This is a genomic window from Kitasatospora sp. SC0581 (assembly GCF_048159585.1).
Lineage (GTDB): Bacteria > Actinomycetota > Actinomycetes > Streptomycetales > Streptomycetaceae > Kitasatospora.
Genome location: NZ_JBLRWA010000011.1, coordinates 196280 through 217974 on the forward strand (window position 1 = coordinate 196280; position 21695 = coordinate 217974).

Below are 21695 nucleotides of genomic sequence, written 5' to 3' on the forward strand. Positions count from 1 at the left end.
CGTCAGCCGGGAAAGCAACAGCCGGGGAAGGCATCGACCGGGCAAAGCGTCGACCGGGGGGCGCGTCAGCCGGTGCGTCGGCGCCGGATGCGCTGGTTGGCCACGCCGAGCGCCATGACGACCGGCACGGACAGGACGAGCCACAGCGCGGTGCCCGCCTCGCCCCCGATCAGGGTGGTGAAGTTGGCCAGGATGAGCCAGATGGCACCGGCGATGCCGAGTGCGCCCAGCACGGGGGCGATCACGGTGTTCCACAGCCTGGTGTCGACCCGTCGGCGGCGGAAGTACACCACGACGGACACCGAGGTGAGCAGGTAGAGCAGCATCATCGCCAGGACGGCGAGTCCGCTGAACCAGGAGAAGAGGGTGAGCACCGGGTCCTTGCCGGCCAGCGCGAAGGGCACGACCAGGAGGACGGCGATGGCGGTCTGCACCCGGCCCGCGACCGCCGGGGCGTGCCGCCGGTTCAGCCGGCACAGCGGCGCGGGCAGCTGCCGGTCCCGGCCGAGGCAGAACAGGTACCGGCTGGCGGAGTTGTGGAAGGTCAGGACGCCGGCGAACAGCGAGGTGGCGAGCAGGACCGGCAGGACGCCGCCGATCCAGCCGCCGAACAGGTCGGCCACGGGGGCGAAGACGAACCCGGCGGAGTCCCCGGCGGCCACCGCCTTGGCGGCCGCCGCGGGGGCCTTGGCGGCGCCGTACGCGGAGATCAGCATCCACGAGGTGAGGGCGAAGAAGACGGTGACCACGGTCACCGAGAGGTAGGTCGCCCTCGGTACGGTCTTCTTGGGCTCCTTCGCCTCCTCGCCGTAGATGGCGGTGGCCTCGAAGCCGAACATCGAGGCCAGGGCGAACATCACGGCGACGCCCGGCGCGCCCTGGAGGGCGGCCGACGGGGAGAAGCTCTCGGCCACCCCGAGCCCTTCCGGCCCGCCGCCCTTGACCAGGGTGACCACGCCGAAGACCAGCAGGATGCTGAACTCGGCGAGGACGAACGCGGCCAGCACCCGGGCGCCCATCTCGATGCCCAGGGCGCCGAGGGCCTGCACCACGGCCATGGTGACCAGGGTGTAGACCCACCACGGGAGGTGGAGCGGGGTGTGGTCGGAGACCAGCCCGCTGACGATCGAGCCGTACAGGCCGTACATCGCCGCCTGGATGACGCAGTAGGCGAACAGGGCGACGCTCGCGCTGCCCGCGCCGGCGGCCCGGCCGAGGCCGGTGCCGATGTACGTGTAGAAGGCTCCGGCGTCCACGACGTGCCGGCCCATGGCGATGAACCCGACGGAGAAGAGCAGGATCACCGCCCCGGCCACCACGTAGGCCGCGGGGGTGCCGGAGCCGTTGCCGAGGGCGACCGAGATCGGGGCGGCGCCGGCGATGCCCGTCAGCGGGGCCTGGCCGGAGAGGACGAAGAAGAGGATGCCCAGGACACCCAGGGCGTTGGGTTTGAGCGTGGCCGCGGTGGGGGCGTCCCGCTCGGTCCGTTCGGAGGACGTCGTCCGACTGTCCACACGGATCACCTGCCAGGTCGAAGTGGGGGAAAGTCCGGAGAAGGTCGTTTCAGGTCAAACGAGTTGCCTCATCGTGGGGCGGCGCCATGCGTTTGACAAGGGGTCGGGAAGCAGGAAAAAAGGGGGGTGGTAGGGCGCGGCGTCAGCGCCCGTCGGGCTCCTCGGCCAGCCCGGCCAGCAGGCCCCTGAGCTCCGCCAGCGCCTCCTCGGTGGCCTCCCGCTCACCGAAGACCAGCTGGTGCAGCACCAGGCCCTCCAGCGCGGCGAAGACCAGCCGGGACATGCCACGGCTCACCGGGCCGGGCAGGATCCGGCCCAACTCGCTCCGGCTGGCCTCGAAGTACTCCTCGTAGAGGCCGCGCAGGTGCGGCAGCAGCTCCGGCCGGCGGCGGGCCTCCAGCAGCAGCTCGTACTGGAAGGCCTGCACCTCGGGACCGGACTCGACCATCTCCACGAGACCGGTGGCGAAGTCGGCCGCGGGGCCGGTGCCGACGCCGAGCGCGCTGACGCTCAGCGAGGAGCGGATGGCGTGGGTCAGCGCCTCCTCGATCAGCGCGTCCCGCGTACCGAAGTAGTGCACGACGAGCCCGTGGGTGACACCGGCCTCCTGGGCGACGGCCCGGTAGGTGAGCTTGCGCAGACCGCCCCGGGCCACCACGCGCACGGCGGCGTCCAGCAGGGCCGTCCGTCCCGTCCCGTAGTTCGTCACGCGCTTGCGGGGGCCGCGCTCGACGGTGGTGGGCTTGACGGGATCGGTCATGTGATCGACCCTACCGGCGCGCACCGGTCAGCGCTTCGGCGGCCGGATGCCGCGGAACTCCCAGTCCCCGCCCAGGGCGGTGGACAGCACCTCCTCCGACTCGGTGGGCTGCGCCCCCACGTCGGTGCGCACCGGGGTCGGCCCGGTGACGATGCGGTTGGCGAGCCGGCCGAGGCCCTCCACCTCGACCTCGACGAGGTCCCCGGGCGCCACCGGCCGGGAGTTGGCCGGGGTGCCGGACAGCAGCACGTCGCCGGGGTACAGGGTGATGGTGCGGGCGATGTCGGCGACGAGGTAGTGCATGTCCCAGGTCATCTCGTCGGTGGAGCCGTCCTGGACGACCTCGCCGTTGACGTAGGTCCGCAGCCGCTTGCCGTGGAAGTCCCAGTCGGTGACCAGCCCGGGGCCGAGCGGGCACAGGGTGTCGGAGCCCTTGACCCGGAGCATGGAGCCGGCGTCGGTGTCCCGGAAGTCGTGCAGGCCGTAGTCGTTGGCCACGGTGTACCCGGCGATGTACTCCCCCGCCTCGGCCGGGGAGACGTTGCGCGCGGTGCGGCCGATCACGATGGCGACCTCGCCCTCGTAGTTGAGCCACTTGCAGCCCTCGGGGCGGACGACCGCGCCCCGGTGGGAGTTGAGCGCCGAGGTCGGCTTGTGGAAGTAGGTGGGGCTGTCGGGCAGGCCGATCCGGAACTCCTCCACCCGGCTGCGGTGGTTGAGGTGGACGGCGATCACCTTGGAGGGGACGACGGGCGGCAGGTGGTGGGCGTCCTCGGCCGCGACGCGCCGACCGTCGCCGGCCACCAGGTCGTCGCCCTCGCGCACGGTCTGGACGGCGGCGCCGTCGAGCAGGATGCGGCGGTACTCGGGCATGGCGGGGCCTTTCTAGCGGAGGCTGTGGGGGTTGCGCGGGCCGGCCGAGGCGGCGGACGGGCCGGTGCCCGTCCAGCCGCCCTGCGGGCGGTCGAACCAGAGGTGGGCCTGGCCGGTGCCGATCGCGTTCTCGTACTCGCCGTACTGGCGCGCCGTCGCGGTGCAGGCCCGCTCGCCGAGGGCGCCGGCCATCATCAGGTAGTGGGAGAACCCGGCCTCGGGCCGGTGGCGCCGGAACTCGTCCATGGTGTCGAGGACCCGGTCGTGGCGGCCCTCCTTGAACCAGGCGATCCGCTCCCGGTCGGCGGCCCGGGCCTCGGGGGTGAAGATGTGCGCCGGATCGCCGGACTCGTGGTCGCGCAGCTCGCGCAGCGGCCAGAAGGTGTGGGACAGGGCCCCGGAGGCGATCAGCAGCACCCGCCGGCCAGAGGTGGCGGCGATGCCGTCGGCCAGGGCGCGGCCCAGCCGCAGGTGGTCCTCGGCGTCGCCGGTCTGGCAGACGCCGATGGTCACCCAGCGCTTGTCCGGCAGGCCCTCGCCGAGGAACTTCCACAGGTTGACGGTGGCGTAGTAGATCGGCAGGTACGCGTCGTCGACCGGGGTGATCCAGGTGCCGTGCCGGTCGGCGAACGAGGCGATGGCGCGGGCGAGTTCGGGGTCCCCGGGGAAGTCGTACGGCATCCGGCACATGCCGCGCGGCAGCTCCTCGGAGGTGAACAGCCCGGCCCGGCGCTGCTGGGCGGTGACCACGAACTCGACGGTGGTCGCCCAGTGGGAGTCCAGGACGACGACGGTGTCGTAGTCCGCGCGCTCGAAGACCTCCTCGCGCAGCTGCCGCAGGCCGGTGACGAGGGTGATCTCCCGGCCGTCGTTCAACCGGCGCCTGGTCTCCTCGGGCAGCACGATGGTGGGCACGTGGGCCAGCAGGCCGGCCCCGACGATCTCACCCATGGCTGGTCCACCCCTTCGGCGAGGTGACGGTGTTCTTGACGTCGCAGTAGAAGTCGAAGCTCCAGGTGCCGCCCTCGCGGCCGACGCCCGAGTGGCGGGAGCCGCCGAACGGGGCCTGGAGGTCCCGGACGAAGAAGCAGTTGACCCAGACGGTACCCGCCACCAGCCGCGCGGTGACCCGGCGGGCGCGCTCCGGGTCGCCGGTGGCCACGGTGGCCGCCAGGCCGAAGCGGGTGTCGTTGGCCAGCCGGACGGCCTCCTCCTCGGTGCCGAAGGTCTGGAGGGTCAGGACGGGGCCGAAGACCTCCTCCTGGACGATCTCCGCGTCCTGGGCGACGTCGGTGAGCAGGGTCGGCGTGTAGTACCGGCCGTCCCGGGGCCGGCCGCCGATCACGGTGCGGGCGCCGGCCGCGACGGCCCGCCGGACGAAGCCGTCGATCTTCTCCAGCTGGCGGGGGTGGACGGTGGGGCCGATGTCGGTCGCCTCGTCGCGCGGGTCGCCCTGCACGAGGCGTGCGGCCCGCTCGACGAAGCGCCGGATGAACTCCTCGGCGACCGTCTCCTCGACGAGGAGGCGGGTGGCGGCCAGGCAGACCTGGCCGGCGTTGTCGTACTGCTCCACCGCGAGGTCGACGGCGAGGTCCAGGTCGGCGTCGGCGAAGACCAGCAGCGGGGACTTGCCGCCCAGTTCGAGGCTGAGCGGGGTGAGGTTGGCGGCGGCCGACGCGGCGATCCGCCGGGCGGTCGGCACGGACCCGGTGAAGCTGATCCGGCGCACGTCCGGGTGCGAGGTGAGGGCGTCGCCGATCTCGGAGCCGTACCCCTGCACCACGTTGAGCACGCCGGCCGGCAGCCCCGCCTCGGCGGCGATGTCGGCGAGCAGCGAGGCCGTCAGCGGCGACCACTCGGCGGGCTTGAGGACGACCGTGTTCCCGGCCGCGAGGGCCGGGGCGACCTTCCAGGTGGCCAGCATCAGCGGGGCGTTCCAGGGGGTGATCAGCACGCAGGGGCCGGCCGGGTCCCAGCTGACGTGGTTGGTGTGGCCGCGGGTGTCGAAGTCCTCGTGGCCGAGCCGCAGCAGCCAGTCGGCGAAGAAGCGGAAGTTGTGGGCGACCCGGGGCATGACGCCGCGGCGGTGCGAGCGCAGCAGGGCGCCGTTGTCGGCCGTCTCCACGACGGCCAGCTCCTCCAGCCGGCGCTCCACGCCGTCGGCGACGGCGTGCAGGAGGCGGGCCCGCTCCTCGCGCGGGGTGGCCGCCCAGGCGGGGAAGGCGGCCTTGGCGGCGGCGACCGCGGCGGCGGCCTCGGCCGCGGTGCCCCGGGCGATCTCGCCGAGGACGGCGCCGTCGACGGGCGAGACGTCGGTGAAGGTGCCGGCGGAGGCGACGCGTTCGCCGCCGATCCAGTGCCGGGTGTCGACGGCGACCCCGGCGACGGTGGTGGTGTGTTCGCTCATGTCCTGCGCTTCCTCGTGTCTCCGGGTTCCTCGTGGGCGGTGCGGCGGCGGGGTCACTCGGCGCCGGAGGTGCCGGACTCCAGCAGCCGGCCGCCGTCCCACACCACGCCGACCTGCCGGTAGTAGGCGGCGATCGGCTCGCGGACCTCCAGCCGGGCCAGCTCCTCGGTGGGCGCCTCGAACAGCTCCAGCTCGGCGTCGCCCACCCAGGGCTGTCCGGCCTCGAAGGAGGCGGCGCCGGACTCGACCAGCTCGTCCAGGGCGAGGCCCTTGCCCTTCTCGATGGAGGGCAGCCAGCGGTGGTGGAGCATCGGGTGGCCGTTGACGAAGCCGTTGCTCTCCGACGGCTCGCGCAGCGTGACGACGGCCTGGGCCAGGCGCCGGTCCGCGGCGGCGAGGGTCGCGCCGAACCGGGCGCCGGCCTCGATCCGCGGGGCGGGCCCGTACGGGTGCGGCCGGGTCTGGTGGATGGAGCCGAGCTTCTTCGGGTAGCCCTGGTGCAGCCCCCGGGCGATCGCGAAGTCCTTGTCGACCCAGATGTGCGCGCAGCGGCTGTACGTCCGCCCCCGGTACGCGCAGCGGACGACGGCGAACGCCTCCTTGTACTGGGCGCGCACCGGGTCGAGCAGCTCCCGTCCGGAGTCGGAGCAGGACTGCCAGTCGGCCCAGATCAGCGCGACGGCGCCCGGGTCCTCGTCGGCGAGTTCCAGCGGCTCGGGCAGCAGCTCGCGCACCCGGGCCGGGTCGGTGCGGTACTCGACGGTGAGCAGGTCGCCGGAGTAGCGCCACGGCGGCGGGGGGATCAGCGACGAGTCGCCGGTCGCCGTCTTGGGGTGGAAGTATCCACGGACACTGGCCACTTGGGGTTCCTTACGCGGTGGGAGCGGGGTGTGGGAGGGCGGGCTGCTCTACAGCCGGCTGCTCTACGGCCTGCTGCGCTACGGCCGGCTGCTCGACGTCCGGCCGCCGCAGCAGCTCGGCGCGGTAGCGGGCGGCGGCGGCCGCGGCGCCCCGCCCGCCGAGGGCGACGACGCCGACCAGGCGGCCGGCCCGGTGGTAGCCGACCAGGACGTCCCCGTCGGGGTCGCCGTCGAGGTCGCCGGCCAGGACGCGCGCGTCGTCCCGGCCGAGGCCGGGGGCGCCGAAGGACTGCAGCCGGAAGTCGTGCTGGTCGCTCCAGAAGGTCGGCAGCGGGGCGAACGGCGCGAGACCGTGGTCGGCGCCGGCGAGGTGGGCGGCGAGCACCCTGGCGGCGTGCTTGGCCGTGTCGGTGGGGATGGACCAGTGCTCGACGCGGCGCGGGACGCCGTCGTACCGGGCGTTGGGGAAGCGGGCGACGTCACCGACGGCGACCACCTCCGGCCGCCCGCCGGCCCGCAGGTGCTCGTCCGTGCGCACGCCGTCGGAGAGGTCCAGGCCGTTGCCTTCGAGCCACTCGGTGTTGGCCACCGAGCCGACCGACTCCACCACCACGTCCGCGTCCAGCACCCTGCCGTCCGCCAGCGCCACCCCGGTGACCCGCTCCTCGCCCCGGAAGCCGGTCACCCCGGTGCCGAGGGCGAAGCGGACGCCCCGCCGCCGGTGGCGCCCGAGCAGCGACCCGGCGAGCAGTTCGCCCAGCGGGCCGACCATGGGCAGCGGCTGCGGGTCGACGACGGTGACCTCGGCGGCGCCGAGGGCGACGGCGGTGGCGGCCACCTCGCAGCCGATGAAGCCGGCTCCGACCACGACCACCCGCGCGCCGGGCCGGGTCAGCGCCTCGCGCAGCCCCCGGGCGTCGGCCTGGGTCCGGACGGTGTGCCGTCCGGTGGCGGGGCCGGGGCAGCGCAGCCGCCGGGCGCGCATGCCGGTGGCCACGACGAGGGCGCGGTAGGGCAGGGTCTCGCCGCCGTCGAGTTCGACGGTCCGCCGGTCGAGGTCGGCCCGGACGACCGCGGTGCCCAGGCGCCAGTGCACGTCGGAGACGCCGGCCCGGGGCCGGAGGGCGAGCGAGTCGAAGGAGGCCGTGCCCGCCAGGACCTCCTTGGACAGCGGGGGCCGGTTGTAGGGCATGTGGGGCTCGTCCCCGACGAGGGTGATCGGCCCGTCCCAGCCCGCGGCGCGCAGCTGTTCGGCGGCGCGCAGCCCGGCCATGGAGGCGCCGGCCACGACGACGGGTGCGCCGGCCCCGGCGGTCGGCGTGCCGGCCCCGGCGGTGGGTGCGGTCACGGCTCAGTCCTCGATCCGGATGGCCTGGAGCGGGCAGACGTCGGCGGCCTCCTCGACGTCGGCGCGCAGGCCCTCGTCGGGGTGGGCGACGTACGCGAGGTGTCCGTCCTCGTCGAAGCGGAAGACGTCGGGGGCGGCGAAGACGCACTGGCCGTGGTCCTGGCACTTGTTCATGTCGACGACGACCTTCATGGCCGGTCCTCCTGGTGGTGGGGGAGCGTCGCGGGAAAGGGAGGGAACGGGGGGATCGCGGGGGGCGTGGGGCCGCGGGGGCCGGATCACGGCCGAGGGGGCGGCGGACGCCGGAGGCAGGGGGCGATGGCCGCCGAGGAAGGCGGTGCCGAGCGACCGCCAAAACGTTTGATGTCAAATAACATAGGAAGCAGCCGGCCTCTGGTCAAGAGCTATCCGGATGGATAAATTTCTGGGGCAGACCCCTTGCGGGAGAGCGACCGGCGTCCCTACCGTTTGCCACCAGCGAGCGAGCGTGTCCTGCCCCACCCCGCAGCCCGAAGCCGCCGCGCCCCCTCCCCCACCCCGCCACTGCCGTGCGCCCTGGCCCTCCCGACGCCGTGAACGCGGGGAGGCGCCCCACTTCCCCCAGAGGAGACACCGGTGAGCGCATCCGACATCCCGCCCGTCCGCCACCACCTGGAGCGGCTGGCCGCCCAGGGCATCGACGTGGTCCGGGTGACCTATCCCGACCTCATCGGCACCGAACGGGCCCGGGACGTCCTGCTGGACCACCTGCCCTCGGCCTGCGAACACGGCCTCGCCTTCTGCCGCGCCGTCTACCACACCAGCCCCCAGGGCGACGTGGTCCCCGTCCCCGGCGGCCTGGACGCCGGCCTGCCCGACATCTGCGTGCGCCCCGACCTCGACACCCTGGCCGCCCTGCCCTGGGAGCCCGGAGTCGCCAGCTGCCTCGGCGACGTCACCGACCCGGCCACCGGACGGCCCGCCCCGGAGTCCCCCCGCGACCTGCTCCGCACGGTCGTCGATAGGTGCCGTGAGCACGGCCTGCACCCGGTCGTGGGGCCGGAGTTGGAGTACTTCCTGTGCGACGCCGCGCCCGGGACGCCGCAGGGCTGGCGCCGCTACAGCGAGGCCGCCGGCGTGGTCTACACGGCGGGGCTGCGCGCGGACGCCGACAACCACCTGCTGCGCACCCTGCGCCTGCTGCGCGACCTCGGCATCGGCATCACCAACGGCAACCACGAGTTCGACGGCTCCCAGTTCGAGATCAACCTCAACCACTCCGACGCCATGGCGGCCGCCGACCGCGCCTTCCGCTTCAAGTCCGCGGTCAAGGAACTCGCCCGCAAGGAAGGCCGGTTGGCCACCTTCATGGCCAAGCCCTTCCAGGGCGCCGGCGGTTCCGGCTTCCACCTCCACCTGTCCTGCGTGGACGGCGCGGGCGGCAACGTCTTCGCGGACCCGGCCGCGCCGTACGGGCTCAGCGCGACCGCGCGCCACGCGGTGGCCGGCGTCCTCGCCCACGCCCCGGCGCTCGCGGCGCTGGCCAACCCGACGGTCAACTCCTACAAGCGCTTCGGCCCCGACACCCTCGCCCCCTGGCTGATCGACTGGGGGCTGGACAACCGCAGCGCCATGGTCCGGATCCCGCCGGAGCGCGGCTCCGGCAGCCGCTTCGAACTGCGGCTGGGGGACGCGAGCGCCAACCCCTACCTGCTGATCGCGGGGACCGTCGCGGCGGCCCTGCTGGGCGTCCTCGCCGGCGAGGAGCCCGCCGCCCCGCTGGAGGGCTACGGCTACGACCGCGCCAGGTCCGCGCTGCTGCCGACGTCCCTGCCCGAGGCGCTCGACGCCCTGGAGGCGGACCAGGCCCTGACCGGGGTGCTCGGCCGGGACTTCGTCGACGCCTACCTCTCGTACAAGCGCGACGAGGTCGCCCGCTTCCAACGGCACGTCACCGACTGGGAGTTCACCGAGTACGCGTACCACCTGTGAGACCGAGGAGACCAACCGTGACCACCGTGCCGTCCACGCCGCCCGCCTCCGGCGCCATCGACGAACCGCTGCCCCTCGACCAGGTGGACCTGGCCGACCTCGACAACTTCACCGACGGCGTCACCCCGTGGCGGATGTTCCACACCCTGCGCCACCAGGACCCGGTGCACTGGCAGCCGGAGGAGGCGCCCAACTCCGGCTTCTGGGCGGTCACCCGGCACGCCGACATCGCCCGCGTCGACCGGGACGCCGAGACCTTCACCTCGACGAGGTTCGTGAACCTGGAGGAGGTCGACGACGACCAGATCAAGAAGCGCGCCTCCATCCTGGAGCTGGACGGGGTCCGCCACCGCGCCCTGCGCAGCATCCTCCAGCGCCAGTTCGGCGCGGGCGTGATCAACAGCTACGCCGACTTCCTGCGCGGCCTGACCGCCACCACGCTGGACGCCGCCCTGGCCAAGGGCCGCTTCGACTTCGTCAAGGAGGTCTCCGCCGACTTCCCGATCAACGTGCTCGCCCGCCTCCTGGACGTGCCCCCGGAGGACAACCAGCAGCTCATCGACTGGGGCAACCGGATCATCGGCAACACCGACCCGGACTACGCCGACGTCCTGCTGCACAGCGCGGAGAGCGAGAAGTACCGCGACCTGCCGTTCCGTTCGCCCGCCTCGCTGGAGGTCTTCGCCTACGGCCGCGAACTCGCCCGGCAGCGGCGCGGCGGCGCCGGCACCGACCTGGTCTCCAGGCTGGTCAACGAGACCCCCCGCGACGGGGTGCCGCTCTCGCCGCAGGACTTCGACAACTACTTCCTGCTCCTGGTCGTCGCCGGCAACGAGACCACCCGGCACACCATCAGCCACTCCATGCTGGCCCTCCTCCAGCACCCCGAGCAGCTCGCCCGCCTCCGGGAGGACCCGTCCCTCATCCCCGGCGCGGTGGAGGAGTTCCTGCGCTGGGCCTCCCCCGTCTACCACTTCCGCCGCACGGCCACCCGCGACGTCGAACTCGGCGGCAGGCGGATCAGGGAGGGCGAGAAGGTCGTGATGTGGTTCGCCTCCGGCAACCGCGACGAGGAGGTCTTCGGCAATCCGTACGACTTCGACGTGACCCGCCGCGACAACGACCACGTCACCTTCGGCAAGGGCAGCCCCCACCTGTGCCTGGGCAACCTGCTCGCGCGCACCGAGATCCGCATCATGTTCGAGGAGCTGATCCCGCGGCTGGCGGGCATCGAACTCGCCGGGGAGGTCCCGCGGGTGCGCTCCAACTTCGTCAACGGCATCAAGCGGCTCCCGGTCGAGGTCACCCTCGCCTGACCCGCCGCACGAGGTCGGACGGGCCGCCGCCGTTCCGGGAACGGCGGCGGCCCGGAGGCCCGTACGACGGCGCGTCAGCGCCGCAGGACGGTGACGCCGAGGCCCGGCGCGGAGCGGATCTCGGCCTCGGTGAAGCGCTCGGTCACCCACTGCTTGCGGGCGTAGATCCGGGTCTGGTCGGTGAAGTGCGGCGAGGTCGGGTCGGCGGACTCGCCGTAGGTGAGCAGCGTCCTGGTGCGCGGGCCCCGGTCGGTCAGCTCGGTGGCCATCAGGAAGGTGCCGCCGTGCGGGACGCTGCCGAGGTTCGTCGGGTAGGTGCCGCCGCCGGTGCCCGAATCCGGCCCCGCCGTCAGCACGTTGAAGCAGCCCAGCTGGTGGGAGCAGCCGTGCAGCGGGATGCCCGCCCAGCGCTGGACGAGGCCGATCGGGGCGTCCACCGGCAGGCCGCGGGCGGCCAGGCCCTTCACCGCGTCGGCCAGGGCCCGCTGGGCCTCGGGGTTGGCGGCGTCGATGCCGCGCGGGGTGGTCAGCGGCCGGGCCGGATCGGCCGGGACCGTCTGCCAGGCGGTCGTGCCGGTCCCCGCCAGCGCGTCCCGGTACGCCTGCCAGAGCACGGTGCCCCGGCTGTCGGCGTCGGCCCGGGTGTTCCAGGCGGCGAGCGCGTCGCAGGCCGGGCGCACGTCGACCCGGCTGCCGTCGGAGGCGGCGATCTCCGGGTGGGCGCGGCAGAGCGCCACGGCGTCGTCGCGGTCGAGTTCGGCGCTCTGCACCCGGTTGCCGAACATCGTCGCCTGGAGCGAGCCGAGGGTGAACCCGGGGGCGCCGAGGCCGTCGGTGCCGGCCCGGCGGTCGGCGATCATCCGCAGGCCCAGCTGGCTGCGCAGCATCCGCGCGGAGGCGCCCTGGTACATGGCGGGAAAGCCGGTGAGCGGGGCCTCCGCGTTGGTCAGGTACGGGCCGTTGTTGGAGTTGGCGACGTAGTCGGTACGGGTCAGGCCCGGCTGGTTGGCGGGGCCGAAGACGCCGGGCACGAGCGCGTCCGGGTCGGTGCCCGGGTCGCAGGCGGCGGTCGAGCCGTCCAGCACCTGTCCGAAGCCGCCGCCCGCGACCAGGCAGCGGTCGCGCTGGGCGTCGGGGAGGTTCGGGACGGCGGAGGCGTCGGTGAACCAGGTGGTGCCGGTGGAGTCGACGGCCGTGGTGTACACCCACGGGAGGCCCTGGTAGGTGCGCTGGGCCTGGCGGAGCTGGTCGAGGTTCTGGGCGCGGCCGACCGCCAGCCACTGGTTCAGGGAGCGGAGGTTCTCGGCGTTGGCGTCGCCGAGGGTGTAGGCGTGCTCCCCGGTCCAGCCGTCGGCGAGGACGTAGCCGTGGCGGGAGCGGTAGAGGCTCCGGTCGACGGTGGAGAGCGTCCCGTCGGCGGCCCGGACGGTGACCTTGACGGTCTCCTGGGCCATCCGCTCGGCCTTGCCGTCCACCAGGTACGCGGTCGGGTCGCCGGGCACCAGGCTGAGCCGGTGGAGGGTGTAGTGGTCGGCGTAGCTGGTGGTGTGGCTCCAGGCGAGGCCGCGGGTGTGGCCGATCTGGAGGAACGGGATGCCGTACAGTCCGGCGCCGGCGACGTCCAGGACGCCGGGGATGGTCAGCTGGGCCTGGTAGAAGCGCTGCTCGCCGGCCCACTGGAGGTGCGGGTTGGCCAGCAGCAGGCCGGTGCCGTCGCGGCTGGCGTCGCGCCCGATCGCCCAGGCGTTGCTGCCGAGTTCGGGGTTGTCGGCGGAGTGGCCGGGAGCGGCGATCCGGGGTGCGTCCGCCGCGGGTCCGGCGGCTTCGGCGCCGGGCCCGGCTGTGACTGCGGGCCCGGTCGAGGCCGCGGGGACGGCCGTGGCGATCTGCTGCTTGGCGGCGCCGCTGCCCGCCAGGGTGTTGGCGGAGTAGAGGATGTTCCACAGGTCGTCCGCGGTGATCGGCCCGACCCAGGCCTTCCCCCGGCAGGACGGGTCCGGCAGGTGGTCGGGGCCGGTGTCGCGCAGGTAGCGGTTGTACCCGGCGACGTAGCCGTCCACCAGCTGCCGCACCTCGTCGGTCGGGCCGAGCGGCGCGGGGGCGGCCTGCAGCCGCCGCACCGTCCCGGCGCGCAGCAGGCCCTGCTGGTAGGTGTCGCTCACCAGGTTGCTCACCCGGTCCACGGACTCGCCGTCCGGGCCGAGGTGGCGCGAGCGCTCGCCGCGCACGGTGAGCACCTGGTCGGCGAGCTGGCAGAGGTTGTCCTGGGCGAAGGCGTACCCGTAGCCGTAGCCGAGGCCGCCGAAGTCACGGGCGAGGACGTGCGGGACGCCGTACTCGGTCCGGCTGATCTTCGCGGTCCAGCCGCCCCGGTCGGCGTCGGGGCCGGTCCCGAGGTCGGTGCCGGCGGCCTGGGCCACGGCGGGCACCAGGGCCGTCAGCAGCGCGGACGTCAGCCCGGCTGCTAGCGCACCCGAGGTGAACCGCCTTATTTTCGATGGGAACTGACGTTCCTTCATGTTCTTCACTTCCGTCATGGCCTCACCCTGTGGCCACCGGCACCCGCCGGTCATCGCCCCTCGGGACGACCTGCCCTCGACCCTACGACCTATCCGTGTACACCCCGGGGAGGAGACGTTCCCTACCCGCACGACCCTCCCGTCGGACGATGCGGTCGTCGATCACAGGGTCCGACGCCCCGCCGGCGCCCGCTCACCTGGCACGGGGGCTCCCGGCGCACAGGGCGTGGTCGATCAGCTTCGAGGCCGCGTCCTCCTGGGCCTTGATGTGGTCCCAACTGTCGCCGAGCGCCTCGGACATGGAGACCACGGCACTGCGCTTCCCGTCCTCGGTGACGCCGTTGAGGGTGATGAAGCCGCCGTCCCCGCCGTCGTGGCCCCAGTAGGTCCCGCCGCAGGTCAGCGAGCGCTTGACCAGGCCGAGCCCGTACTCGCCGCCGTGCCACATCTCCGAGGTCTGGTCGTCCACGGGCACCGTCCGCCGCATCTCTGCCAGTTGCCGCGCCGGCAGCAGCCGGCCCGCGAGCAGTGCGCGGAGGAGGACGTTCTCGTCCCGTGTGGTGGTGGCCCAGGAGAGCCCCTGGTCCATCGGCACCTGCTCGGTGACGTCCACCCGGCCGTCGGGTTCGGGGAAGAGCTGGTAGGCCCGGGCGTGCGGCCGGGGCAGGGTGGGCGAGGTGCCCATCAGCCGGGTCCGGTCGAGGCCGAGCGGGCGCAGGATGCGGTCCTCGACCTCCCGGTGGGCGGGGCGGCCGGTGGCCCGCTCGACGACCATGTCGAGCAGGAGGTAGCCGACGTTGGAGTACCTCCAGCTCTTGTCGGTACCGAACTCCGCCCCGGCCACCAGGTCTTCGGGCTGGTAGACCTTGTAGCGCTCCCGCTCGTACCCGTCCTTCGAGTCGTATCCGGGCAGGTGGTCCACGATGCCGCCCTGGTGCTGGAGCAGTTCGCGGACGGTGGTCCCGCCGCCGGCTCCGCCCTTGGCCCGTACCACCTCCGGCAGCCAGTGGTCGAGCGTGTCGTCCAGCGACAGCCGCCCCTCGGCCTCCAGTTGGAGGACCACGGTCGCGACCATCGTCTTGGCCGTGCTGGCCATCCGGAAGTAGCCGTCGGGGGAGACCGGGCGGCCGGTGGTGACGTCGGCGGTGCCGCTGGTGGCGACCGTCTGGCGGCCGTCGGGCCCGATCACCCGGGCCTGTACGCCGCTGATGCCGAGGTCGTGGATCGCCGCGGCGTCCCGGCGCAACTGCTCGGCGACGGACGGACCGGCCGGGCGGGCGGGCGACGGCGGTGGCCGCGTTGGCGGCGAGCAGCACGGTGACGCCGGCCGCCACGACGAGGTGCCTGCGCAGGGTCGAACCCATGATCGAAGTCATGGCCGCACGCTAACCGGTTCCGGTCCGAACGGGCCGCGGTGCTCCGCTACTTGGGGGAGGAATGGGGGATGTCCCCCAGTCGTCCCCCAGCGCTGTCCCGGGACTCCCCCGCACCGACTCCGTGGCGACTCAGCCCACCGAGGCCGTGACCGGCCGCGCCGGTTCGGCCCCCGCACCGTCGGCCGCCCCGCCCAGCGCCGCCAGCCGCCGCAGGCTGGCCCGGCGCTGGAGCGCGCCGAGGCCGACGGTCGCCGCGCCGAGCCCGAGCCAGCCGACCGGCCCGGCCGCCATCACCACCCCGGTCAGCAGCAGCGGCCCCACCGACTTCTGCACCGACTGGGACATCCCGGCGACCCCGAGGTACGAGGCCTGGGCGCCCGGCGGGGCCAGCACGACCGCCAGCTCCCAGGAGCTCACCGAGCGCAGCAGTTCCGCCAGCGTGATCAGCATCGCCGCGGCCAGCAGCGCGACCGAGGCCAGGACCGGTCCGGCGCCGGTGACGAGCGCGATCAGCAGGCAGCCCCCCAGCACCGTCACCCCGTACCAGCGGACCGCCGCGGCCGCCCCGAGCGCGCCCTCCGCCCAGGCGGAGACCCGCAGTTGCAGCAGCACCACGAGCACCGTGTTGAGCACCAGGAAGACCGGGACGACGGCGTGCGGCGCGCCGGTGTGGTGGACCAGCCAGAGCGGCAGCCCGACGTTGAGGACCGAGTCGTCCAGGTTCAGCGGCATGTCCAGCAGGACGAACCGCAGGTAGCCGCGGTCGCGCCAGGGGCTGGGCGCGGCGGCCGCCGCCCCGGCTGGCGCCTCCCCGGCCTTCGCCGCGACCAGGCCGCGCCCGGACGGCTCCCGGGTGCGCCAGACCAGGACGGCGGCCAGCACGTAGGACAGCCCGTTGGCCAGGATCAGCACCCGGTAGGCGGCGGTGGTCCCGACCGCCAGCCCGATCGCCGCGACACCCGCGCCGAGCGCGTACCCGGCGTTGGCCACGCTGCGGAACAGCGCCTGGTAGGTGGCCCGCCGCTCGCCCGCCACCCGGGTCGCGAACAGCATCTCCAGGGTCTTGGCGGCCCGCTCGGCCAGGCAGATCAGGGCCACCACGGGCAGCAGCGCGGCGAAGTCGTCGACCACCAGCAGCAGCCCCATCGCCCCGAACCGCAGCAGGTGGCAGCCGATCAGCAGCCACCGCACCGGCACCCGTTCGGCCGCCCGCCCGGCCAGCGGAGACCCGGCGATCCCCGCCACCGCCCCGACCCCGAGCAGCAGTCCCAGCTGCCGCGCGTCCATCCCGCAGACGTAGGTGAAGTAGAGCACCGAGGCCGCTGCCCACACCCCCGTGCCGGTCCGGTCGACGCACTGCGCCAGCAGCATGATCCGCGCGTCCCGCCCGCCCGGCGGCCGCCGCAGCTGCGCTATCAGTCCGTTCCCCCGCATGGCAGGCCCCCGTCGTGTGCGTGGCGCGAGTCGCGCGATCGGCATCAATCTCGATATCAAGATACTTCACATCAAGAGACTTTTGGAAGCCCCGAACCCCCGACGGCCGCCGGGCGCGGACGGCCGCACGACCCTCGACGCACGACGGGCGGTGCGCCACACTCTCCCCAGCAGCACCCGCGCTCCCAACGCACCGGCACGACGCCACGACGCCACGACCACCGCACTACGGAGAGCCGATCGGTGACCACTCGCCAACTGCTGGAGCTCGCCTTCTCGTCCGGACGGACCGGGACCGGACCGGCCACCTGGGGCCAACGGGCCATCTGGGACGCCGTACGACGGCTGCCGCCGGCCGACGCGCCGCGCTACAACATCGCCACCGCCGCGCCGCTGGACCCGGGGCTGCCCCTGCCCGTCCTGCTCGCCGCCCTGGAGCGGCTGCTGCACCTGCACGACTCGCTGCACACCCGGCTGCTCCCCGACGAGGCCGGCGGCCTCCGCCAACTCGTGGACGGCGAAGGCGCCCTGGACGTCCACCTGTGGCCCGCCGGGGAGCACGAGGACCCGGCCGAACTCGGCACCCGGCTGCACGAGGAGCTGGCGGCACAGCCCTTCGACACCGCCACCCAGTGGCCGGTACGGATCGGCGCGGTGACGGCGGGCGGGCTGGTCCGGCACATCAGCCTGGTGCTCTCGCACACCGCGGTGGACGGCTCCGGGATGAGCCGGCTGGTCGCCGACCTGTCCGCGCTCTGCCTCGGCAGCTCCCCCGAGGAGCTGGCCGGGCTGCGCGAACCAGCCCAACAGCCGCTGGAGGAAGCCGAGTTCCAGACCTCCGAACGCGGCCTGCGGCGCGACGCGGGGGCCCGCAAGCAGTTCGTGCGCAAGCTCCGGCTCGGCCCGCCCCGACTCTTCCCGTCCCGACCCCTCCCGCCGACCACCGCAGAGCCCGCCCGGTTCCCGAACGCGGTGCTCCGCTCCCCCGCCCTGCCCCGGGCCGTCGAGCGGGTCGCGGCCCGGCACCGGGTCAGCACGGGCTCGGTGCTGCTCGCCGCGACGGCCGCGATGACCGCCCGGCTCGCCGGCTCCACCGAGGCCGTGCTGAACGTCGTGGTCAACAACCGCTTCCTGCCGGAGCTGGCCAACGCGGTCGGCGTGATCGCGGGCGACGGCCTGTTCCATCTCCCGGACGCCACCGCCGAGTTCGGCGAGGTCGTGCGCCGTACCCACGCCGCGGCGATCGGCACCTACCGCCACGCGTACTACGACAGGCTGGCCCTGGCCGCCGAGATCGACCGACTGACCGCCGAGGGGGTACAACTGGCCGACCGCTCCTGCGTGTTCAACGACACCCGGGAGCTGCTTCCGGCCCCGGCCGCCCCCGGCGAGGAGCACACCACCCTCAGCTGGCCGGTGGACTTCGAGCCGCGCCCCGGCCTGACCTACGCCCTGGACGCCCTGCAGTCCGCCGAGGCGCTGAGCCTGGCCATGACGGCGGACCCGGCCGTGCTGCCGCGCCCCGCGATGGAGCGGTTCCTGTACGGGATCGAGGAGTTGATCCTCACCGAGGCGGCCGCGCCGGCGGACGGAGCAGCCGTCGGCGCTTGAACCTGACACTGATGTCAAGTTTTACCGTACCGGCATGACCACGACCGCCACCGCATCCCTGCTCACCCCGTACCGCCTCGGCGCGCTCGACCTGCCGAACCGCGTCGTCATGGCCCCGATGACGCGCTACCGGGCCACCGAGGACGGCACGCCGCTGCCCGTCGTCGCCGAGTACTACGCCCAGCGCGCGAGCGCCGGCCTGATCGTCACCGAGGGCATCTGGCCCAGCCGGCAGGGCCAGTCCGGCTGGCGCCTGCCCGGCCTGGAGACGCCCGCGCACGCGGCCGGCTGGCGCGCCGTGACCGGGGCCGTGCACGCCGCCGGCGGGCGGATCGCCGCCCAGCTGATGCACGGCGGCCGCCAGGGCCACCCGCTCAACCGGCTGCTCGGCGACGTCCCGGCCGGCCCCTCCGCCGTCCCGGCCCCGGGCCCGGTGCACGTCAAGGACGGCGGCAAGGCCGAGGCCGTCACCCCACGCGCCATGACCCGCGAGGAGATCCGCCGCACCGTCGCCGACCACGTCGACTCCGCCCGCCTGGCTCTCGCCGCCGGCTTCGACGCCGTCGAGCTGCACGGCGCCAACTCCTACCTGATCCACCAGTTCCTGGCCGACAACACCAACCTGCGCACCGACGAGTACGGCCCCCGCACCCTCGCCGACCGGCTGCGCTTCCCGATCGAACTGGTCACCGCCGTCGCCGAGGCCATCGGCCCCGACCGCCTCGGCCTGCGACTGTCCCCCGGCAACCCGCAGTTCGGCATGGACGAGGCCGACCCCGCCCCCGTCTACCGCGCCCTGCTCGCCGAACTCGACGGCCTCGGCCTGGCCTACCTCCACCTCACCGACAACGACGACTACCCGGCCCTGGCCGACCTGCGCCCGCGCTGGTCCGGCCCGCTGATCGGCAACGTCGGCGAGAACCGCGCCGCCACCGACCGCGAGCGCGGCGAGGCCGTGCTGGCCGCCGGCCTGGCCGACCTGGTCTCCTACGGCCGCGCCTTCATCGCCAACCCCGACCTGCCGGAACGGTTCGCCGCGAACGCCCCGCTCACCCCCGTCGACCCCACCCACCTCTACGGCCAGGAGGCCACCGGCTACACCGACTACCCCCGCCTCCCGGCCGGCCACCCCGCCGTCCGGCCGACCACGAGCTGACCCAGGGCACCCCCGTCCTGACCCACTGTCAGTGCCACCCGCTATGGTCGGCCCCGAACCATCCAGTACCAACAGCACCGCCGTCACCAGGGGGCACCATGACCACACCGGGCACCCGCCCGCTCACCACCGCCGACCTCGTGGAGGGCTGGCACCGGGTGGGCGTCCGTGAGGGCATGGCACTGATCGTGCACTCCTCGCTCTCCAGCCTCGGCCGGGTCGAGGGCGGCGCGGCGGCCGTGGTGGCCGGCCTGCGCGAGGCGGTCGGGCCCGGCGGCACCGTCGCCGTGCCCGCCTTCACCTCCGGCACGGTCCACGACCCGGCCCCCGGGCACAGCGGCCCGCCCGGCCCCGAGCTGGCCGAACTCCGGGCCGCCGTCCCGCTGTTCCACGCCGGGCTCCCCTGCGACACGGGCGCGGTCGCGGAGGCGCTGCGCGCCCTGCCGGAGAGCCTGCGCAGCACCCACCCGCAGGTCTCGGTCGCCGCCGTCGGCGCGCACGCCCGGGAGGTCACCGCCCGGCGCTCGCTCGGCTTCGCCGTCGGCCGGGAGTCGCCGTTCGGCGCGCTGCACGACCTCGGCGGGCACGTGCTGCTGGTCGGCGTCGGCCACAACCGCAACACCTTCCTGCACTACGCCGAGACCTTCGCCCCCAACCGCCGGCTCAAGCTCCGCCGCTTCCCGATGGCGATCCAGGGCGAGCGGGTCTGGATCGAGGCACCGGACGTGGGGGACGACAACGACACCCACTTCCCGGTCGTGGGGCGGGAGTTCGAGGAGCTGGCGGGCATCCGCGAGGTCCTGGTCGGCGCCGCGCCCTGCCGCCTGGTCCCGGTCCGCGAGCTCATACCCTTCGCCGTCCGCCGCCTCACCGAACTGCTGGCGGCGGACGGCCCCGGGGAGGCATAGGCCGGGCCGACGGTCCCCGCAGCGCGCGCGGAACCGCCGACCCGAACGCCCTCGTACCGCCCTGCCGTCAGTGCCGGCCCTCGTGCACCGAACCGGCCTCCTGGATCTTCTTCCAGGACTTCGGCTCGACCGGCGCCGCGTCCCGGCCGGCGTCCGCGCCCGGCGCCAGCGAGGCCGCGGCCGCGGCACCCGGCGGCACCGGTCCGACGGCCGGCTTGCTCGGGGTGAACAGCCAGGTGTTCAGCAGATCCCCGAGCTTCTTCCCGGAGACCTTCTCGGCGTACGCCTGGAACTCCGGGATGGTGGCGTTGCCGTAGCGGCGCTCGGTGGGCCAGCCCTTGAGGATCTGGAAGAACTTCTCGTCCCCGACGGCGTTGCGCAGCGCCTGGATGGCCACCGCGCCGCGGTAGTACACCGCGCCGGAGAACTGGTTCTCCTCACCCGGGTCGCCCGGCTTGACGGTCCAGAACGGGTCGTCGGCCGGGTGCGAGGCGTAGATGAAGTCGGCCACTGCCTGCGCGGTGCCCTCGTTCTCGTGCTCGGACCAGAGGAACTGCGAGTACTCGGCGAAGCCCTCGTTCAGCCAGATGTCGCTCCACTTGGAGAGCGAGACGCTGTCGCCATACCACTGGTGGGCCAACTCGTGGACGACCACCGAGGTGTTGGTGCCCCGGGCGAACAGCCCGGGGCCGTAGGAGACCCTGGTCTGGGTCTCCAGGGCGCCACTGGAGGAGGTGTTGGCGACGTAGCCGCCGACGGAGCTGAACGGGTACTCGCCGAAGTAGCCGCTCAGCCAGTCCACCAGCTCGCCGGTCCGCTCGATGCTCGCCCGCGCCGCGGCGCCGTTGTCGCCCAGGTCCTTGCTGTACGCGTTGTAGACCGGCAGCCCGCTCGCGGTGGTGTCCTGGGTGATGTCGAACTTGCCGATCGCCAGGGTCGCCAGGTAGGTCGCCTGCGGCTTGTTCTCCCGCCAGCTGTACCGGGTCCAGCCCGCCAGCGAACTGGTCCCGGTCAGCACGCCGTTGCTGATCACCTGGTTGCCGTCCGGCACCAGCACCGAGACGTCGAAGGTCGCCTTGTTGCTCGGGTGGTCGTTGCTCGGGTACCACCACGCGGCCGACACGGGCTCGCCGGCCACCACCGCACCGTCCGGGGTGCGGCGCCAGGCGGTGTAGCCGCCGTACCTCTCCACGGTGGACGGCACGTCCTTGTAGCGCACCACCACGGTGGCCTGGTCGCCCTTGGCGAGCGGCCGGGCGGGGGTGATCTCCAGCTCCTGGTCGCCACTGGTGGCGAAGGTCGCGACCCGGCCGTTGACCCGCACCTCGGAGACCTTCAGCGCGAAGTCGAGGTTGAACCGGGAGAGGTCCTGGGTGGCCGTCGCGAGGATGGTGGTGGTGCCCTCCAGCTCGTCGGTGGCGGGCTGGTACTTCAACCGGATGTCGTAGTGCGAGACCCGGTACCCGCCGTTGCCGAGGGTCGGGTAGTACGGGTCCCCGACGCCGTCCGCGCCGGGTTGGAAGCCGGAAGCCGAGGCCGGGACGGCCAGGAACAGGCTCAGGGCACTGGCAGCAGAGACGATCAGCCTCTTGCGCACATGGTCCTCCAGGAATCACCGGAACGATGGGGTTGAACCGATCCT

General features: G+C 73.8%; 17 protein-coding genes. 5 read left to right on the forward strand and 12 right to left on the reverse strand.

Annotated elements, in window-relative coordinates:
• Nucleotides 1-65 precede the first annotated feature (65 nt).
• The 8 genes from ACLWS4_RS19665 to ACLWS4_RS19700 all read right to left on the reverse strand — a co-directional run bounded on the left by ACLWS4_RS19665 (nt 66) and on the right by ACLWS4_RS19700 (nt 7954).
• A complete protein-coding gene (locus ACLWS4_RS19665) occupies nt 66-1514 on the reverse strand; it encodes an APC family permease (protein ID WP_049650721.1) in 1449 nt (482 codons plus the stop codon).
• Nucleotides 1515-1656: 142 nt separating this feature from the next.
• Complete coding sequence (locus ACLWS4_RS19670) at nt 1657-2274, reverse strand: TetR/AcrR family transcriptional regulator (RefSeq protein WP_049650720.1); 618 nt, start codon at nt 2272-2274, stop codon at nt 1657-1659.
• A gap of 27 nt (nt 2275-2301) precedes the next feature.
• Nucleotides 2302-3147, reverse strand: coding sequence for a fumarylacetoacetate hydrolase family protein (locus ACLWS4_RS19675; RefSeq protein WP_117486939.1), 846 nt, complete (start codon nt 3145-3147; stop codon nt 2302-2304).
• 12 nt (nt 3148-3159) lie between these two features.
• Nucleotides 3160-4098, reverse strand: coding sequence for a 3,4-dihydroxyphenylacetate 2,3-dioxygenase (locus tag ACLWS4_RS19680; protein ID WP_416874783.1), 939 nt, complete (start codon nt 4096-4098; stop codon nt 3160-3162).
• Complete coding sequence (locus ACLWS4_RS19685) at nt 4091-5554, reverse strand: aldehyde dehydrogenase (protein WP_416874784.1); 1464 nt, start codon at nt 5552-5554, stop codon at nt 4091-4093. The genes ACLWS4_RS19680 and ACLWS4_RS19685 overlap by 8 nt, the downstream gene beginning before the upstream one ends.
• Before the next feature lie 53 nt (nt 5555-5607).
• Nucleotides 5608-6414 (reverse strand): acetoacetate decarboxylase family protein, encoded by an 807-nt coding sequence (locus tag ACLWS4_RS19690; protein WP_049650716.1) that lies wholly within the window; start codon nt 6412-6414, stop codon nt 5608-5610.
• 10 nt (nt 6415-6424) lie between these two features.
• Nucleotides 6425-7762: an NAD(P)/FAD-dependent oxidoreductase gene (locus ACLWS4_RS19695; RefSeq protein ID WP_416874785.1), complete on the reverse strand. Its 1338-nt coding sequence runs from the start codon at nt 7760-7762 to the stop codon at nt 6425-6427.
• Between the two features lie 3 nt (nt 7763-7765).
• The gene (locus ACLWS4_RS19700; protein ID WP_049656520.1) at nt 7766-7954 is read right to left on the reverse strand and encodes a ferredoxin; all 189 of its coding nucleotides are present in this window, start codon (nt 7952-7954) and stop codon (nt 7766-7768) included.
• Nucleotides 7955-8377: 423 nt separating this feature from the next.
• On the opposite strand from ACLWS4_RS19700, the gene ACLWS4_RS19705 reads away from it, so the two are divergent.
• Both ACLWS4_RS19705 and ACLWS4_RS19710 read left to right on the forward strand, forming a co-directional pair.
• A complete protein-coding gene (locus ACLWS4_RS19705; protein WP_380663819.1) occupies nt 8378-9733 on the forward strand; it encodes a glutamine synthetase family protein in 1356 nt (451 codons plus the stop codon).
• A 26-nt stretch (nt 9734-9759) separates the two neighbouring features.
• Complete coding sequence (locus ACLWS4_RS19710) at nt 9760-11049, forward strand: cytochrome P450 (protein WP_416874796.1); 1290 nt, start codon at nt 9760-9762, stop codon at nt 11047-11049.
• 74 nt (nt 11050-11123) lie between these two features.
• Here ACLWS4_RS19710 and ACLWS4_RS19715 read toward each other — a convergent pair whose 3' ends face one another.
• The 3 genes from ACLWS4_RS19715 to ACLWS4_RS19725 form a co-directional block, all read right to left on the reverse strand.
• Nucleotides 11124-13586, reverse strand: a complete 2463-nt coding sequence (locus ACLWS4_RS19715; RefSeq protein WP_416874786.1) for a penicillin acylase family protein — start codon at nt 13584-13586, stop codon at nt 11124-11126.
• Between the two features lie 175 nt (nt 13587-13761).
• Nucleotides 13762-14814 (reverse strand): serine hydrolase domain-containing protein, encoded by a 1053-nt coding sequence (locus ACLWS4_RS19720; RefSeq protein ID WP_416874787.1) that lies wholly within the window; start codon nt 14812-14814, stop codon nt 13762-13764.
• 259 nt (nt 14815-15073) lie between these two features.
• A complete protein-coding gene (locus tag ACLWS4_RS19725) occupies nt 15074-16378 on the reverse strand; it encodes an MFS transporter (RefSeq protein ID WP_416874788.1) in 1305 nt (434 codons plus the stop codon).
• Between the two features lie 243 nt (nt 16379-16621).
• Between ACLWS4_RS19725 and ACLWS4_RS19730 the strand changes: the two genes are divergently transcribed.
• The 3 genes from ACLWS4_RS19730 (at nt 16622) to ACLWS4_RS19740 (ending at nt 20053) form a co-directional block, all read left to right on the forward strand.
• Nucleotides 16622-17989, forward strand: coding sequence for a condensation domain-containing protein (locus ACLWS4_RS19730; RefSeq protein ID WP_416874789.1), 1368 nt, complete (start codon nt 16622-16624; stop codon nt 17987-17989).
• Nucleotides 17990-18023: 34 nt separating this feature from the next.
• A complete protein-coding gene (locus tag ACLWS4_RS19735; RefSeq protein WP_416874790.1) occupies nt 18024-19145 on the forward strand; it encodes an alkene reductase in 1122 nt (373 codons plus the stop codon).
• A 98-nt stretch (nt 19146-19243) separates the two neighbouring features.
• Entirely contained in the window at nt 19244-20053 is an 810-nt protein-coding gene (locus ACLWS4_RS19740; RefSeq protein WP_375874903.1) for an aminoglycoside N(3)-acetyltransferase, read from the forward strand.
• A gap of 67 nt (nt 20054-20120) precedes the next feature.
• Here ACLWS4_RS19740 and ACLWS4_RS19745 read toward each other — a convergent pair whose 3' ends face one another.
• Nucleotides 20121-21650: a M1 family metallopeptidase gene (locus tag ACLWS4_RS19745; protein ID WP_416874791.1), complete on the reverse strand. Its 1530-nt coding sequence runs from the start codon at nt 21648-21650 to the stop codon at nt 20121-20123.
• Nucleotides 21651-21695 lie beyond the last annotated feature (45 nt).

Coding starts and splice junctions, on each gene's coding strand:
- ACLWS4_RS19670 (WP_049650720.1), bottom strand. CDS start 2,274: ATGACCGATCCCGTCAAGCCCACCACCGTCGAGCGCGGCCCCCGCAAG.
- ACLWS4_RS19675 (WP_117486939.1), bottom strand. CDS start 3,147: ATGCCCGAGTACCGCCGCATCCTGCTCGACGGCGCCGCCGTCCAGACC.
- ACLWS4_RS19680 (WP_416874783.1), bottom strand. CDS start 4,098: ATGGGTGAGATCGTCGGGGCCGGCCTGCTGGCCCACGTGCCCACCATC.
- ACLWS4_RS19685 (WP_416874784.1), bottom strand. CDS start 5,554: ATGAGCGAACACACCACCACCGTCGCCGGGGTCGCCGTCGACACCCGG.
- ACLWS4_RS19700 (WP_049656520.1), bottom strand. CDS start 7,954: ATGAAGGTCGTCGTCGACATGAACAAGTGCCAGGACCACGGCCAGTGC.
- ACLWS4_RS19715 (WP_416874786.1), bottom strand. CDS start 13,586: ATGACGGAAGTGAAGAACATGAAGGAACGTCAGTTCCCATCGAAAATA.
- ACLWS4_RS19725 (WP_416874788.1), bottom strand. CDS start 16,378: ATGCGGGGGAACGGACTGATAGCGCAGCTGCGGCGGCCGCCGGGCGGG.
- ACLWS4_RS19735 (WP_416874790.1), top strand. CDS start 18,024: ATGACCACGACCGCCACCGCATCCCTGCTCACCCCGTACCGCCTCGGC.
- ACLWS4_RS19740 (WP_375874903.1), top strand. CDS start 19,244: ATGACCACACCGGGCACCCGCCCGCTCACCACCGCCGACCTCGTGGAG.